Below are 16,067 nucleotides of genomic sequence, written 5' to 3' on the forward strand. Positions count from 1 at the left end.
TGAAGACGATGCAGGGGGCGGCTTTCTTGGCCTGCTCGAAGAGGTCGCGAACACGGGCGGCACCGACGCCGACGAACATTTCGACGAAGTCTGAGCCGCTGATGCTGAAGAAGGGGACGCGGGCTTCACCTGCGACGGCTTTGGCGAGCAACGTCTTGCCGCTTCCGGGAGGGCCGACCAACAAAATGCCGTGGGGGATGCGTGCTCCGAGGGCGTGGAAGCGCTCAGGGTTCCTTAAAAACTCAACGACTTCCTGGAGTTCGTATTTGGCTTCTTCGCAGCCTGCGACGTCACTGAAGGTCAGTTTGATTGAGCCTTCGGTTAAGACATGCGCTCTCGATTTGCTGAACTGGGTCACGCCCGCGTCCGAGTTGGCCCGCACGCTGCGGTTCATCCAGAGGATCAGCAGAATGAACACACCCACGGAAGTCAGGGGCAGGATCAAATTCCACCAGTTGAAGTTGCTGATGGGCTGGATGTTGATGTTGACCCCGTATTTCTGCAGGGAGCTGGTGCTGAGCAGGGGATCGTTGTTCAGGGTGCGAACAGTGATCAGGGTCTTGCCATCTTTGAGGGTGGCCTGCGCCTCAGTGGTGGCACCTTCTGGAACCAGGGTCACCGACTGAACCTGCTGGCTTTGCAGTTGCTTCTGGAATTCGCCGATGCTGACTGCGGTGCTCGGGGTGTTGCGGACCGCCACGCTGATCATGATGGCCAGGATGGCCACCACCAGAAACACCCACCAATAATTGAGTCCCCTGAGGTTCATACCCTATTTTAGCCACGTTTTCCTTACAAACGTATGAACCGCTGTCACAAAGAAATCTTAATCATCACATTTTTGTTACATTTCCTGAGTGTATAACACTCAAGTCTATTGACAAAGCTTACATTCATGGTTATGATGATCATTGTAACAAGCCTGTTTATGGCTTGCTGGAAGAAAAAACACCAAAGCACTGTAAAGGAGCTTGAACATGCCTAGAGCAGTAGGAATCGACCTGGGAACCACCAACTCTGTCATCTCCGTCATGGAAGGTGGCAAACCCGAAGTCATCGTCAACGCAGAAGGCGCACGCACCACCCCCTCTGTGGTGGCCTACAAAGGCGAAGACCGTCTGGTCGGCCAGATTGCCAAACGCCAGGCTGCCCTCAACCCCCACGCCACCCTCTTTGAAGTCAAACGCTTCATTGGTCGCCGCTGGGACGAAGTCAAAGAAGAAGCCAAACGCAGCCCCTTCAAGGTCAAAGAAGGCCCCGGCGGCTCCGTCAGAATTGAAGTGAACGGCAAAGACCTCGCCCCCGAGCAGGTCTCTGCAGAAGTGCTGCGCAAACTGGTGGACGATGCCAGCGCCAAAGTCGGCACCAAAATCAAAGACGTGGTCATCACCGTGCCCGCCTACTTTGACAACAGCCAGCGTGAAGCCACCCGCCAGGCCGGAGAAATCGCTGGTCTGAACGTGCTGCGCGTGATCAACGAGCCCACCGCCGCTGCCCTGGCCTACGGTCTGGAGAAAAAAGGCAACGAAACCGTGCTGGTCTTCGACCTTGGGGGCGGAACCTTCGACGTGACCATCCTGGAACTCGGTGATGGCGTCTTCGAAGTGAAATCCACCCACGGAGACACCCACCTGGGCGGTGCTGACTTTGACCACGCCATTGTGAACTGGCTGGTGGCCGAATTCAAAAAAGAGCACAGCTTCGACCTCACCAAAGACCCCCAGGCCCTGCAGCGCCTGATCGAAAGCGCTGAAAAAGCCAAGATCGAGCTGTCCAGCGCCACCGAAACCACCCTGTCTTTGCCCTTCATCACCTTTGACCCCGAGACCCGCACTCCCCTGCACCTTGAGCGCACCCTGTCCCGTGGCAAGTTTGAAGAACTGACCGCTGACCTGCTGCGCCGCGTCAAAGACCCTGTGACCAAGGCCCTCAATGACGCCAAGCTGAGCGCCAGCGACATCAACGAAGTGATTCTGGTTGGGGGTTCCACCCGCATCCCCGCCGTGAAGCGCATCGTGCGTGACCTGATGGGCAAAGAGCCCAACGAGAGCGTCAACCCTGACGAGGCCGTTGCTCTGGGTGCTGCCGTTCAGGCCGGGATCATCACCGGTGACTCTGCCCTCGGCGACATCGTGCTGGTGGACGTGACCCCCCTCACCCTGGGTGTGGAAGTCAAAGGTGGCATGATTGCCCCCCTGATCACCCGCAACACCACCGTGCCCGCCAAGAAAACCGAAATCTTCACCACCGCTGAAAACAACCAGCCTGGTGTGGAAATCAACGTGCTGCAAGGTGAGCGCCCCATGGCTGCCGACAACAAATCCCTGGGCCGCTTCAAACTGGAAGGCATTCCTCCCATGCGTGCCGGACAGGCCCAGATCGAAGTGACCTTCGACATCGACGCCAACGGCATCCTGCACGTGACCGCAAAAGAGAAATCCAGCGGCAAAGAATCCAGCATCCGCATCGAGAACACCACCACCCTGGACAAAGGCGAAGTGGACCGCATGGTGCGCGAAGCCGAACAGAACGCCAACGCCGACAAGCAGCGCAAAGAGCGCACCGAGAAGAAAAACACCCTGGACAGCGTGCGCATCCAGGTGCTCGGGGCCATCGAAGACAACGCTGGCGCTCCCCAGGACCTCAAAGACAAAGCCAGAGGCATTGCCGAGGAAGCTGAACAGGCCATCCGGGATGATGCTGACAACAGCAAACTGGACGACATCAAATCCCGTCTGGAAGCCGTCCATCAGGAACTCCATGCCGCCGGACAGGGCGCACAGGGTCAGGATGCCCAGGGTGCACAGCAAGGTGCCCAGAAGCCCGACGAAGACGTGATCGACGCCGACTTCAAACCCGCAGACTGATTCATCCCCTCCCTCTCGTTGAACCCCAGCTCAACCTGTTCCATAAAGGACAGCGTTCTGCATCTCCCCGGGGTTTAATGGGGGGGACTTTTTTGCAAGGAGCCTCCCATGAGCGAAGAAAACCTGAAAGACCAGCACCTGACCGAAGACCAGGTGGATGAAGAAAACACCGAAGAGGACACCAGCGGCTTTGATCCCGAGGGCTTTGACCCCAACATGATGGCTGGTGTGCAGGAAATGATGGCCAAACTCCAGCGCGCAGATGAACTCGAAAAAGAAATAGGTGATCTGAAAGGCAAATACGCCCGCCTGCTCGCCGACTTCGAGAACTACCGCCGCCGCACCAACCAGGATGTGCTGGACGCCCAGAGCGCAGGAGTGGGCAAGGCTGCTGAAGCCCTCTTTCCCATCCACGACGATCTGGACCGTGCCCTGCAAGCTGCCCAGCAGAACCCCGAGAGTGTTCTGGGAGGCATCCAGGGTGTGTACAACAACCTGATCCGCGCCTTCGAGAAACTGGGTCTGGAGCAGACCGGGAAAGAAGGGGAGCAGTTTGACCCCAACTTTCACGAAGCCCTGACCGTGGTCCCTGGCGAACAGGACGATGTGATCGTGCAGGTGTACCAGAGCGGCTTCCGCATTGGCAGCAAACTGATCCGTCCAGCCCGTGTGGTGGTCAGCAAGAAGTAAGTTTACAGCAAGTTTACAGTTCACAGGCTACAGTTCACAGTTTTGACCCTTACTTTTGCTGTCTTGACTGTCCACTGTAAACTGTGAACTTTTTGCTTCGCAGCAGGAGGTGAATGATGGCATATAAGGACTACTACGACATCCTGGGGGTGAGCAAATCCGCCTCCGAAGATGACATCAAATCGGCGTACCGCAAGCTGGCCAAAAAATACCATCCAGACAAAAACAAGGATGATCCCAGCGCTGCAGACAGATTCAAGGAGATTGGAGAAGCCTACGCGGTCCTCTCCGATGCCGAGAAGAAAAAATATTATGACCAGTTCGGCTCCACCGGGCAGGTTCCCCCAGGAGGCTATCCCGGAGGCGGCTTCAATCCTCAGGATTTCCAGGGCGGCGGAGCGGCAGGTTTTGACCCCAGCCAGTTCAGCGACTTCTTCCAGCAACTGTTTGGAATGGGTGGGGCCAGAGGAAGAGGACCCTCTCCTTTTGGGGACATGTTTGGCAGCGGGTTCCAGGGCCAACCCCAGGCCCAGAACCTGCAGGCCAGCCTGAACATCACCTTTCAGGAAGCCTACTCTGGCGGACCCAAAACCATTCAGGTGGATGGGAAGCGTCTGGAAATCAACATTCCGCCTTATACCAGGCACCACCAGAAACTGCGCCTGAGGGGGCAAGCACCCGGAGGCGGGGACATCATCCTGCGTCTGGATGTCAACCCCGATTCCACCTTCACCCTGGACGAAAACGACGTGCGGGTCTCTGTGGCCGTTCCAGTGACCGTGGCTGTTCTGGGCGGTAAGTGGAAAGTCCCAACCCTGAAAGGCAACGTGGAACTGACCATCCCTGCAGGCACCAGCAGCGGCAAAACCCTGCGCCTGCGCGGTCTGGGCTGGAAGCACAAGGAGTACACCGGAGACCAGCTGGTCACAGTGCAGATCCAGGTGCCCAGAACCCTGACGGATCAGGAACGGGAATTGTACCAGCAGCTGGATGATTTGCGCATGCAGTAAGCCGAGAGCCGAGGGCCGAGAGCATAAAAAGCAACAGCTTGAGCTGCGTGTCCAACCACAATGCTGAAACAAAAGCTTTCTTTAGCCCTCGGCGCTGCGCTCTCGGCCCTCAGCCTTTATGAACCCCCCTTAACATAGACACCCCCCTGGGTTTTCATACTTGCGAAAGGTCAAGCCTGATACACTACCCCCTTGATGAGGGCTGGCCTGATTTTCCTTTCGCTTTCTTTGCTGGCAACGGCCCAGGCGGGCAAATTCAATCCGGTGGGGGCGGGTGCCCTGATGCGGCTTCCCCACACCGAGGGGGATGCCTACCTGTGGGTGCCGCACAGTTGCAAACACAAAGCCTGCAGCCTGATGGTGGTGTCCCATTCCAGGGGCAACACCTCCGAGGCGACCCTGCAGAAACCGCACCTGATGCAGTTCTTCAAGACTTTTGTGGACGATGGCATTGCGGTTTTGATCAGCAATGACGCTGGACCCAACACCTGGGGCAACGAGAAGGCCCTGCTGTACCTGAAAAGCATCTGGGAGGAAGCCCGCAGCAGCTTCCATTTCAATGGGAAGACTTTCGCTCTGGGTTACAGCATGGGTGGATTGCCTGCCAGTTTGAGTGTGCAAAAAACCCTCTATCCGGTCAGTGCCCTGGTTTTGATCGATGCCCGTGTGGACATGCTGGCCGCTTACCAGGGCTCAGATGCCAGTCGGGTGCAGGAAATCCAGGTGGCTTACCAGCACGATCCGGCTGCAACTGAAAATCCCCTGCTGCACGACCCCATGACCGAAGCTTTTGCAGGAAGTGTGCCCCTGATGGTGATTGGCAGCAAAGACGACCGCACGGTGCCCTTTGCAGACAATGGAGAGAAGTTCTTTTTGCTGCACGGGAAAAACCCCAACAGCGTGATGCTGCAACTGCCCGGAGGCCACCTGCACATGAACCGCTGGGACCCGGACACCGCCAGGGACATTCTGGGGTTTCTGAAGCACCTGAAGCCTGGGGTGGAGAAGCCAATGGAAGCGAACAAGCAGTAAAGATGGCCGAGAGCCGAGGGCCGAGAGCTAAAGACAAAAAGGGGAATTCGAAGTGTTATGGACCGCCCAAGTTCTGGGCCATAAAGCAGGCAGAAAGCTGAAGCATCATGTATTTTCTGCCTGAGCCTTCTGCCTGCTTTCTTGATCTCAAACAGGGTCCAACTGGTCTGCCCCTCTGGTTTTCGGCCCTCGGCCCTTGGCTCTCGGCTCTCGGCACCGTCGCTGCAAATTCCGTGCCGCTCATGGGCAGCAGCTCAACTGACTTGCAGGCGCCTGGTCAGCACCTTGATTTTGGCCCGCACCATGCCCAGCCTGAGGTCCTGCACAGGGATCACTTTTTGCAGGTGCTCCCAGATTTCGAGGTCTTCGGGGAAGCGGGTGGCAAATTTCCAGACCAGATCAAGGTCCTGGCTGCCCAGCACGGCACTGCGCACGCTTTCGTGCAGGTATTCCCGGTAGTCGCTGACGGCAGGGGCATCCGAGAAAGGCAAAAGTTCGCCCTGATAAAGGTCCACGGCTTCTGCAAGCCTGCCCTGCATGAGGAGGTTCTGCACGTCCAGAAAGTCGGCTTTCAGGCGCAGGGTGACGCGGTAGGGTCTGCTCTGGATGGGGACCAGTTTGGAGAGGCGGTGGATTTCCAGGGCCTGGTTCTGGCTTTCGCTCCACTCTCCGTAGAGTTCCATGCCCAGTTTGCTGCTGGTGACCCCGCAGGGGTTGGTGGCCAGGATGACCAGGATTTCGCAGAAACGGCGGCGGAGTTTCATCACCTCTCCAGAGAGGGTGGCGTGTTCCTGTCCCAGAAAGTGCAATTGCAGAATCTGGTGTTCGCCGGGGGCGGTTTCGGAGGGGGTCCAGGGAATGACGGTCATGGGCATCCTCCTTTCAGTGCAGCAGTCCTGCCCGCAGGCGGGTGGTTTGCAGGGTCTGGGCGGAAAACAGCAGGATCCCACTGAGCGCCACAACCACCGGGAGGGCTGCGGAAGCGGTGTAATCCAGCACGGGCCAGTGGTTGAATGCGCCCAGGTACCAGAGCACGAAGTACAGCACCTCGAAGAGGGTGTGGTTCTGGCTGAGGGCTCCCAGGGCAATGCTGAGGGTGCCTGTGAACAGGGCTGCAGCCAATACAGTGAGGGCTTCCAGCACCTGCCCATTTGCCAGGAAACGCAGGAAAACACTGCTGCACAAGGCAAAGCTGATCAGGACTGCCGCAGCCCATTTGAAGAACAGCAACCTGTCTCCGTTCAGGGTGGTGAACAGCACGCCGGGCAACTGGTGCTGGTAAGCGCTGCTTCCGAGTCTGGACAGCACCAGAACAGGGGCAACCAGGAGCAGGGGCAGCATGACCTGTGGGAACACAAATCCAGCAGCCCAGAGTGCGGCAGCCAGCAAAAGCGCACCGAAGGGGGTGCCTTTGAGGGCAATGCGCAGTTCCAGATTCAAAACCGTGAGCCACACTGGACCGGGGCGCATCCCTCTGACAGGTTTCTGGGAGGTCTTTGCAGCCCGGTAAGCGGTTTTGCGTGGAGCCTGATAAATGGCGGCACCCCAGCCCAGCAGCAGCAGTCCAGCGAACATCCAGCCCAGACGGCCCAGCAGGTAGGCTGGAGTCCAGTCAAATCCGGTCCAGGTGAAGGTGTGCACCTTCAGGTTCTCCGTGACCCCGATGTTGATGTCTTGCAGGTTGGGCTGGGCACTGATGCTGTACAGAATGTCTTTCATGATGGCAGCCACCCCCAGGGGATCAGGGAAGTGGGCATTGACGGCCAGGCTGGGAATCACCAGACCGGACCACAGGAAGAAATAAATCAGGTTGCCTGCACCTGCCCTGAGGCCTCTGGCAGCCTCGAAGAACACGGCAAGGCAGCTCACCAGGAACATGCTGGGCAGCGTGACAAACAGGGTGGGCAAGAAAAGCTGTGCCGCATGCACCTCTGCAGCCTCTCCCCGGAAAAGCTGGATGGGCAGGGCTGTGATGGCCACGGTCAGGGCCAAAAAGGACAGCAGGGCAAAGTTGCTGAAGGCTTTGGAGCACAGGTAGGTGAATTTTTGAATGGGGCTGCTGAACACCAGTTGCCACACCCCCAGGCGGTGGTCCCGTTCCAGCGCATTTTTCACCAGATAAAATCCGGGCAGCGTGAACAGCATGGCCCCCAGAATGGCCACCACCAAACCCACCCAGGCGGAATTGTAAATTCCACGGGTGTTCATGGCGATCAGGGTCACGTAACTGGCGTCTTTTGCAGGCAGGTAAGAGCTGGTCAGGACCACCATCACCAGCAAAGCCAGAATCACGTAAGGGCTGCGCAACCGGTCTTTCAGGTCAGCCGAGGCGAGGCGCAAGCTGCGCACGGGGCACCTCCTCTTTGCGGGTGTAAAACAGGTAGGCGTCTTCCAGGGTGGGCACTGCTGCAACAGCTTTTGAGGATGGAGCCGTCTGACTGAGAACGCGCACCAGCACACCATCTTCCTGCTGCACACTGGCGCTGATGGTGTACCTGCTTTGCACTTCTGGAAGGTCCTGCTCGGAGACCAGCAGGTTCCAGACTTTGCCTTTCATGCTGTCCTGCAGGGTTTTTGTCTCGTTCTGGAACACCACCTGGCCCTGGGAGAGCAACACCACCTGACGGGCCGCAGATTCGAGGTCCGAAACGATGTGGGTGGAAATCAGGATGATGCGGTCTTTTGCCAGCGAAAGCAGCAGTTGCCTGAACCGCACCCGCTCCTCGGGGTCCAGACCCACGGTGGGTTCATCCAGAATCAGGAGTTCAGGGTCTCCCAGGAGGGCCTGGGCAATCCCCACCCGTTGCCGCATCCCACCGGAGAAATCTCCGATGGGGCGGTGCAGGGCACTGGAGAGGTTCAGGGCTTCCAGCAGTTCCAGCGAGCGTTTTCTGGCTTTTGCAGCAGGAATGTTCTTCAGGGCCGACACGTAATCCAGAAATTCCAGCGGGCTGAGGTTGGGGTAGGCATTGAAATCCTGGGGCAGGTAGCCCAGTCTGGAACGCAGAATCTGTGGGTTGCGGGTGATGTCCTGGCCCTGCCAGAGCAGTTTGCCTTCGGTGGGCCGCGTCAGGGTGGCCAGAATGCGGATCAGGCTGGATTTTCCGGCCCCGTTGGGTCCCAGCAGGCCAATGATTCCGGGCTGCAGTTGCAGATTCACGTCCTGCAAAGCGGTTTTCTCTTTTGAATAACGGTGGGTCAGGTGTTCAATTCGAAAGTCCATGGTCTGTCCTCCGTGCGGGCATGCTGCGCCCGGTGTGCCTGAAGTGCCCTCACAATGGCATGCGTGGCGGGCAAATGAAATTCAGCAAATCCCTGACCCGCCTCGAAAGGGGTGGGTTTGAGGGGGTTGATGAACCCGCAACTGCCATCCGGTTTCTGCTGAAAAGCCAGAAATTCAGCCACTTCGCGCACCACCGGGGTTTGCAGGTTCAGGTACAACATGAGTCTCAGCACATCTGCCGCCAGAGGCAGGTGGTATTCCCGGCAGGCCACCATCGCGCAGGCGGGGAGCACCGCCAGATGATCCTGTTCCAGCCTGGGGGGGTGATGCAGACTGTACCTCACCTGGGCCAGAAGCTCCTCATCCGAAAGCAGGAGCCAGTCCAGCACGGGACGGGGAGCGGGTGGCTCTGACCATTCGGCATTGAGGCTTTCTGGTTCCCCATTGCACATCTGCACGATGTCCTGCAACAATGCACGCTGATGTTCTGGGTGGGGTTCATGCAGTTTCAGTTCGGCCCAGGCCTGAACGCTTTTCCAGTTGAACAGGGAAATCAGGTCAGAGGCCCTGGTCCCCTCCAGGTGGGAAGGGGAGGTGCTTGCTGTGAACTTCTTGAAGCCAGCATTCTCCTGCTGGGAACTGGACCAACCTTCAAATTCAGACATAAAACATCTCCTTGCGAATGAGTGCAATGGCCAGATCGGCGCTGCTGCTGGCCGCATCCCACACCGAGGCGGGCCTGAGCTGCACGGCTTTTTGAATGGCCTGCTGGTACAGACGGCTGTCCGTGCCTGAAGTCAGGGCGTAATGCAACAATGCGCTGCTGAGGGGTTTCAGGGCCTGTCCGTTCAGGCTGGCCAGCAGTTCGGCGGTGCAGGTCACCTGCCAGTGTTGGGGCACCTGCAACCGGGCGGTGGAAGCCACCTTCAGCAGGTAATCCAGCACAGAGGTTTTCTCGTAGCACCACATCCAGGCCGGGACATGCACAGGCAAAACCGTGCTGTCGTAAGCAGCCTCTACATCGAACACATCGAAGCCAGAGAAGCCCAGTTCCTGCATGGACACGCTGACCTCCAGCAGGTAAGGGGGCATCCATTCGCTGTCCTGGATGTAATTCCATGCCAGCAGCCTGTGGATGGGTTCCAGCACCTGCTCCATGCGGGGGCCGCCAGACCTGCGGTACAGCCTGAGGAGCGGCAAACTGCTGATCAGCAGGGAGGGGTTGCGCATCAGGGTGTCCAGCCAGATCGGGGAGTGCAGCAGGGCCTGCACGGCTTTCAGCAGGCGGGGGATGTGTCCCAGTTGCTCGTGCAGCACCTCTTCCGGGAGGCACAGCAGCACCCGGCTGATCTGGGCCAGCTGAGAGAAATCCTGCTCCACCTCCTGCACAAAAATGCGTTTTGGAAGGCTGCCATTCAGAACCTCCAGCCAGTCTGTGGCGGTTTCGGGAAGTCTGGAAAGGGTCATGCAACCACCTGCTTTCCGTACACCATCACCGCTGCGCCGAGCATCACAAGGGTGGTGTGGTAGCACTGGGTGAACTCGTAACGCTGCACATCCTCTTGCATCTGTGCTGCTTTTTCAGGGCTGTAGGTGGGGGCAGGCATGGCCCCTGAAGACAATTGACGCTCTGAGAGCAGGTTCCAGGCAAAGCGGGTGATGGGTGTGTCCAGCACCTCCACAAAAGCCAGGCACATCAGGAATTCTCCGGCCAGATCAAGGTTGTCCTGCCTGAGCATCATGGCGAGGGCATCCTGCAGCATCCTTTGCAAATCATGCGTTTCTGCGGGCAGCACCTGCTTTAAGGGCACCTGCCCAAGGTCTGCCAGGTAAAACAGTGTGTGGGTGATGCTGTAGAGGTCGTTGGTGTTGCACTGGGTCAGGCTGCGGCCTTTTGCCAGAATGGTTTTCTGGTAGAGGGGCAGGTAAAGCACGGGATCAAACTGCCCTGTGGCCCGGTCCAGTGCGTAATGCAAATCCATCACCCGAAAAGGAATGCGGCTGCGCTCCACCACTTCGTGCAGCCTGGAAGCCAGGAAAACCTCCAGCAAACCATCTGCACAGCGCTCTGGCTGCCCGGTGATGTTGAAGAACTCGTTCCTGAGGGCAAAAACCATCAGGCCAGCAGGGTCATGGTGGGCAAAGGCCGGGAAATCATAACTTTCAAAGGTGCGCTCGATGAAGTGGCGGATGGTGTGCAGCTCTGGGAATTGCCGCTCCAGGTTCATGCGCAGAAAAGGATTCACCACAAAGACCAGTTCCAGAAAGGGTTTCACCCTCAGGGTGTGGTCCTGCACGTAAGGATGCCCAGGGTCAAAGCACTCCAGATGGTCCATGACCCACTTCAGGGACTGCTGGAACACCCGATCAACCTGCAACGACATGGGGCACCTCCTCCGCTTTTGGTCCGATGATGGCTCCTGCGCCGCCCTGCAAGTGTTTCTCTGCCAGAGCAGGAAGCACTGAAAGTTGCGTGTCCAGCAACCTCTGCATGAAAGCGGTGCGCACCTGGGGGGTGTACCCTCTGGCCTGATCCATCAGGGTTCTGCGGGCCTGGGCTGCACTGGACACCAGGGGCCGGATCTGCCGGAAACTGGAGAGTTTGGCAGCATAAAGCTGCTCTGGGGTGATGTCTTTTGCAAGCTGTCTGGCCTGCTGGAACACTTTCAGGGTGGCCTCTGCCTGGGGGTCTCGCAAGGAAGCGCAGATCAGCAGGCCCTGTTCAGGTGCAGCCCGGCCCATCGCGCCGTAAGCCCCGCCTTTTTCACGCACCTGCACATGGAAATGGTCGTGCAGGATGCGGGCCAGCAGGTACATCCCCGGCGCATCGTCGTGCAGATAAGGCACGGTGCGGTAAATCCATGCTGCAAAAGACACCGGACTGGGGATGTGCTGCCTCCAGATGGGGGCAGAGGCTGCTGTTTCAGGGAAAACCACCTTCTGGGACAACACAGCTTCACCCTGAGGGAACCGGGCGAGAAAATCAGGCAAAGCCTGCAGTCCCGTGTCTTCCTTGCTGCAGATCACCACCTGCATTCTGGATTGCTGGAACAGCAACTCATGCAGGTCCTGAAGCCTGTCCAGCAAGTCGGGATCCTGCAGGTGCTGATGGTGGGTCTGCAAAGCAGTCAGACCATCCAGCTGCTCTCTCCACTGCAGAGCAGGGTTCAGCCTTCTGGAAGCCTGCAGCACAGCGAACTGGTGCCCGGCCACCACCATCTGGTTTTCCATCAATTTGATGCGCTCCTTCAGGACGGCCTGCACTTCCTGGGCTGTGAACTGCAAGCCAGCAAGCCAGCTTCCCAGCGTTTCCAGTGCCTGAGGGATGCGCTCTGAAAGCCCTCTCAGGTGGATCAAAAGTTGAGCACCCACCAGGCCCGAATGTTCCGGGCTGTGAAAGATGTCCACTGCAGGGGTCCACTGGGCGCCTGCGTCCTGCATGCTGGAGGCCAGCGCTGCAAAAGTCTGCTTTTCTGTCCCACAGCGGCCCAGCATCACCTGATAGGTGGTGAGCAGTTCCCACTGCTCAGAAGTCAGGTCAGAGAGTTCCACCGTCAGGGTCAGGTGCGTGAGGCCCGATTCTGCCAGAACCACCTGCTGCACAGGAACACCAGCAATCAGGTGCAGGTCGTGGGCCACTTCAGGGGTTTCCGGGTTCAGGTCTTCCAGCTTTAAGGCAGGCAGGATGCAGGTGTCCAGGGCTGGAGTTGCTGTGCGCTGGCGTTCCAGCCTTGCAGCAACATCTTCCGGGTTCAATTCAGGCAAGTTTTGCTCTGCAGGACCAGACTTCATGACGATTCTGGAAGGTTGCTGGCTCATCAGGTGCTGCTGGACCAGACCCTGCAAAAACCCTGAAGGATCTTCCATGCTTCTGAGCTGCTGGATCCAGCCTCCCATCGAGCAGGCCTCTGCACTGCTGGCCTGGTGGTGGTGTGCGCCCAGCACGCTGAACAGCAACTTGACCCCATAAGGCACCTGGGCGTGTCCGGTGTCCCGGTCTTCCAGTTCAAAGCGGGTCAGGGCCGCCTGGATCAGGTCATTTGGCACAGGTTCACGCAGGCAGGCCAGCACCTCTCTTTCAATCAGATCTGCATCGGTGGTGCCTTTGATGCCCACAGCAAAGACCGCTTCTTCGGTTTCGGAGTGAAAGCCAGAGCAATCTGCCAGCGCATAACCGTGTTTCAGCAGCACTTTTTGCAGGGGTGCAGCGGTGTGCCCCAGCAGAATGAAGGTCAAGAGGCTCAGGGCAAAATGTTCCAGCCCTTCTTTCTGGTGCACGGTTTTCCAGACCAGCAGCACCTGATCGGTGTTGGGGTGGGTGCAGATCAGATCAGACACTGGAGGATTCAGGGCTTCAATTCTGGGAGCAGGCTGGCCCACGGGAACGTGTTTCAGCACCTCATCCAGCTTTTCCAGCAGGTCAGAAAGCTTCACATCGCCGTAACTGTAAAAGCAGGTGTTGGCTGCACAGTAATGCTCTGCATGGAAATCCCGCACCTGATCTGCAGTCAGGTTCACGATGGCTGCAGGATCTCCCCCGGAGTTTCTGGCCCAGGCACTGCCCGGAAAGAGCGCACGGGTGACCTGTTCGCGCATCACACGGGCAGCGTTGGCCATGCCGCCTTTCATCTCGTTCATCACCACGCCCTGGTACTCACCTGTCTCCGTGACCCGGCAGGCTTCCTGATCGAAACTGCTGTCCAGCAACAAGGGATGAAAGCAGGCATCCAGGTACACGTCCAGCAAATTCCAGTAATCCTGCGGCACACTGCTGGCAAAGGTGAACGCAGTCCAGTCGCGGGTGGTGCTGGCATTCATGTAATCGCGCAAGGAACGGCTCTGCATCTCGAAGAAGGTCTTTCTGGAAGGGTACTTCCGGGATCCGCACAGCACCAGATGCTCCAGCACGTGGGCCACACCAGAATCGTCTGGCACCGGGGTGTAGAAAGAGGTGGTGAACACGCGGCTGGAATCCGGGGTCTGCAGGTGCAGCAGGGTGGCACCACTCTCGTGCCTGAGCTGCAGAAACTCCCCTCCCAGATGAGACAGCGCCTTGCGCTGAAGGACTTGAAAACCATGTGACAGTGTCATGTTGCTCCCCACAAATGCTGATGATGTGAATGGGTTTGAACGGTGCTTCAGAGGTGAAAGATGCGCTGGGGCCAGAAGGTCATGATGCTCAACCCAGGAAAACCCAGATCTTTCTTATGCTTTAAGCAAAGCTGCTGCACACCCTGAAAGCTGCTGTCTGACCGCTGACTGCTGCTCTCAATAGCTGTTCAGCACACCCTGCAGACGCACACCCCGGTCTGCTTTCCTGAACACCCACACCCCGAGGGCAAACCACAAGAGGCCGTTGGCCAGCATGAGGGCGATTTGCTCTAAAGGCAGGCTTTCCCCGCGCACCATCACGTCCCGCAGGCCAATGGCACTGGGCACCAGGGGCAGCACAGACAGGAGTTTCTGCACCAGAGCAGGGCTTTGCTCGAAGGGGGTCATCATCAGGAACAGCAGCCCGAAATTCACAAGGTTCAGCAGTTGCTGCACTTTCTTGGCACCCAGGGCCAGTGCCCCGAACAGGAAGGCCAGTCCGTAAGCGGCCAGAATGGTGGTCACCACGGGCACCAGCACCCACACGCTGATGTGCAGGTGCACTTTTGTCAGCAGCACAATCAAAGTCAGGATGATGGCATTGCTGAGGACCATCCAGATGGTGTTTGAAAAGGTGCGCAGCACAAAAATCTTCGTGAGGCCGTAAGGGGAAAGGCACACCTGCTCCAGCGTTCCGCTCTGGGCTTCCTGGCTGGTGTCGCTGCTGATGTCTGCCAGAATGAACAGAATCAATGCCCACAGGGTGTACCCCACCACGATGGAATCCAGACGGTCTCCGAACTGGTTCAGGCCCGACATGTATTTCGCACCAAAAAACAAAGCCAGGAACACAATGGTGATGCCCAGAATGCTGCCGATGGTGTTGCCCATGTAGCGCTTCAGCAAAATGGCGCTGCGCCGGAATTCCGCAAAGAACAGCTCAAACATGGAGGGCTCCTTTCTGCAGGTGCAGGAAGATGTCTGTGAGGTCTGCAATGGTGGGTTCCAGATGGCGGATGTCCAGGGGTCTGAGCACATCCAGCACCTCGTAAAGTCCTGCAGGTGAGCCAAAATAAAGCAGTCTGTCTTCCTGCACGTTCACAGGGAGAGAGCGCAGCTTGTGTTGCTGCAGGGTGTCCAGCTCACCTGCAAACTGGATGGTGTAAGACTGACCGCTGTACTCGGCGATCAGTTCCCCGGTGGGTTTCTCGGTGAGGATTTCCCCCTGGCGCATGATCACCACGCGGGTGGAGAGCTCCTGCGCCACATCCAGCTGGTGGGTGGTCAGCAATATGGCCTGACCCTGCTCTGCAAGCTCCATCACCATGCTCTTGATCCCCAGGGTCGCCTCCACATCCAGACCCAGGGTGGGTTCATCCAGCAGCAGCAGTCTGGGCTGGTGGATCACGCTGAGGGCAATGGCCAGTTTCTGCTGCATGCCTCTGGAGAGCTGGAACACCAGGGTGTTTTTCTTCTCGGTGAGGCCAAAGCGCTGCAGAAGTTCGGCAGCACGGCTTCGGGCCTGCCTGTGGTTCAGGCCCTTCAAGACCCCGAAGTACTCCAGGTTCTCCTGCACCGACAGTTTCCAGTACAGGTTGCGGTTTCCTTCCAGCACAGCACCGATCTGGCGCAGGGCTTTCGGGTCCCGGTTGGGGTCCTCTCCGCACACCTCCACCGTTCCGGCATCCGGCCTGACCAGACCGGTGAGCATCTTCAGGGTGGTGGTCTTCCCAGCGCCGTTCGCGCCCAGAAAAGCCACCACTTCGCCCGCAGCACAGCTGAGGCTGAGGTTCTTGACCGCTTCGACGGTCTCGCCACGCACCCGATAGTGTTTTTTCAGTCCTGTTGCCTTGAGAATTTGCATGCTGCCCACCTCCATGAATGGGGTAGGGTCAGGGTATTCCCGCATCAGGGAAAAAACGGAGAAACCCACCCTCTTCAGGCAGGTTTCTCCGCTCGGTTTTCCGTTTTGGTTTTTGGGGTGTTTCTGGTCTTACTCGAGTTCGGCGGCGAGGCCGCTCTCGAAGGCTTCGGTGTCGGTGTCGGTGTTGGAGTACACCAGCACATAACCGGTCAAAGCCAGAATGTTGACGCTCACTTCTTCGCTGTACACGCTTGCATCGTTGGTCCAGAACATGCCTTTATCCATGGTGT

At 58.0% G+C, this 16,067-nt stretch carries 15 protein-coding genes; 4 read left to right on the top strand and 11 right to left on the bottom strand.

The features are described 5' to 3' along the window. A partial coding sequence (locus tag IEY52_RS23005; RefSeq protein WP_308425026.1) for an ATP-dependent metallopeptidase FtsH/Yme1/Tma family protein occupies nucleotides 1–769 on the bottom strand: 769 nt, incomplete at its 3' end. 208 nt (nucleotides 770–977) lie between these two features. On the opposite strand from IEY52_RS23005, the gene dnaK reads away from it, so the two are divergent. From dnaK to IEY52_RS23025, 4 genes are all read left to right on the top strand, one after another. Next, nucleotides 978–2,867 (top strand): molecular chaperone DnaK, encoded by a 1,890-nt coding sequence (gene dnaK / locus IEY52_RS23010; RefSeq protein WP_189007679.1) that lies wholly within the window; start codon nucleotides 978–980, stop codon nucleotides 2,865–2,867. A 108-nt stretch (nucleotides 2,868–2,975) separates the two neighbouring features. After that, the gene (locus tag IEY52_RS23015; protein ID WP_189007682.1) at nucleotides 2,976–3,557 is read left to right on the top strand and encodes a nucleotide exchange factor GrpE; all 582 of its coding nucleotides are present in this window, start codon (nucleotides 2,976–2,978) and stop codon (nucleotides 3,555–3,557) included. A 113-nt stretch (nucleotides 3,558–3,670) separates the two neighbouring features. Next, nucleotides 3,671–4,567: a DnaJ C-terminal domain-containing protein gene (locus IEY52_RS23020; protein ID WP_308425027.1), complete on the top strand. Its 897-nt coding sequence runs from the start codon at nucleotides 3,671–3,673 to the stop codon at nucleotides 4,565–4,567. A 192-nt stretch (nucleotides 4,568–4,759) separates the two neighbouring features. Continuing rightward, on the top strand, nucleotides 4,760–5,599 hold the full coding sequence (locus tag IEY52_RS23025) for an alpha/beta hydrolase family protein (RefSeq protein WP_189007685.1): 840 nt from the start codon (nucleotides 4,760–4,762) through the stop codon (nucleotides 5,597–5,599). A 254-nt stretch (nucleotides 5,600–5,853) separates the two neighbouring features. Here IEY52_RS23025 and IEY52_RS23030 read toward each other — a convergent pair whose 3' ends face one another. The 10 genes from IEY52_RS23030 to IEY52_RS23075 form a co-directional block, all read right to left on the bottom strand. Beyond that, entirely contained in the window at nucleotides 5,854–6,468 is a 615-nt protein-coding gene (locus IEY52_RS23030; protein ID WP_189007688.1) for a hypothetical protein, read from the bottom strand. A 13-nt stretch (nucleotides 6,469–6,481) separates the two neighbouring features. Then, nucleotides 6,482–7,948, bottom strand: a complete 1,467-nt coding sequence (locus IEY52_RS23035; RefSeq protein ID WP_189007691.1) for a hypothetical protein — start codon at nucleotides 7,946–7,948, stop codon at nucleotides 6,482–6,484. Beyond that, a complete protein-coding gene (locus tag IEY52_RS23040; RefSeq protein ID WP_189007694.1) occupies nucleotides 7,920–8,822 on the bottom strand; it encodes an ABC transporter ATP-binding protein in 903 nt (300 codons plus the stop codon). The genes IEY52_RS23035 and IEY52_RS23040 overlap by 29 nt, the downstream gene beginning before the upstream one ends. After that, on the bottom strand, nucleotides 8,798–9,487 hold the full coding sequence (locus IEY52_RS23045; RefSeq protein ID WP_189007697.1) for a hypothetical protein: 690 nt from the start codon (nucleotides 9,485–9,487) through the stop codon (nucleotides 8,798–8,800). The genes IEY52_RS23040 and IEY52_RS23045 overlap by 25 nt, the downstream gene beginning before the upstream one ends. Beyond that, nucleotides 9,480–10,289, bottom strand: coding sequence for a hypothetical protein (locus tag IEY52_RS23050; protein ID WP_189007700.1), 810 nt, complete (start codon nucleotides 10,287–10,289; stop codon nucleotides 9,480–9,482). The genes IEY52_RS23045 and IEY52_RS23050 overlap by 8 nt, the downstream gene beginning before the upstream one ends. Continuing rightward, nucleotides 10,286–11,206, bottom strand: coding sequence for a DUF6895 family protein (locus tag IEY52_RS23055; protein WP_189007703.1), 921 nt, complete (start codon nucleotides 11,204–11,206; stop codon nucleotides 10,286–10,288). The genes IEY52_RS23050 and IEY52_RS23055 overlap by 4 nt, the downstream gene beginning before the upstream one ends. Further along, a complete protein-coding gene (locus tag IEY52_RS23060) occupies nucleotides 11,190–13,913 on the bottom strand; it encodes an insulinase family protein (RefSeq protein ID WP_189007706.1) in 2,724 nt (907 codons plus the stop codon). Before IEY52_RS23060 ends, IEY52_RS23055 begins: the two co-directional genes overlap by 17 nt. A gap of 177 nt (nucleotides 13,914–14,090) precedes the next feature. Beyond that, entirely contained in the window at nucleotides 14,091–14,861 is a 771-nt protein-coding gene (locus IEY52_RS23065) for an ABC transporter permease (protein WP_189007709.1), read from the bottom strand. Further along, nucleotides 14,854–15,777 carry an ABC transporter ATP-binding protein gene (locus tag IEY52_RS23070; RefSeq protein WP_189007712.1) on the bottom strand — a complete coding sequence of 308 codons (924 nt, stop codon included), beginning with the start codon at nucleotides 15,775–15,777 and terminating at the stop codon, nucleotides 14,854–14,856. Before IEY52_RS23070 ends, IEY52_RS23065 begins: the two co-directional genes overlap by 8 nt. A gap of 129 nt (nucleotides 15,778–15,906) precedes the next feature. Then, nucleotides 15,907–16,062: a hypothetical protein gene (locus tag IEY52_RS23075; RefSeq protein WP_189007715.1), complete on the bottom strand. Its 156-nt coding sequence runs from the start codon at nucleotides 16,060–16,062 to the stop codon at nucleotides 15,907–15,909. Nucleotides 16,063–16,067: the final 5 nt, after the last annotated feature.

The sequence above is a fragment of the Deinococcus roseus genome (assembly GCF_014646895.1).
In the GTDB taxonomy this organism is placed as follows: Bacteria; Deinococcota; Deinococci; order Deinococcales; family Deinococcaceae; genus Deinococcus_C; species Deinococcus_C roseus.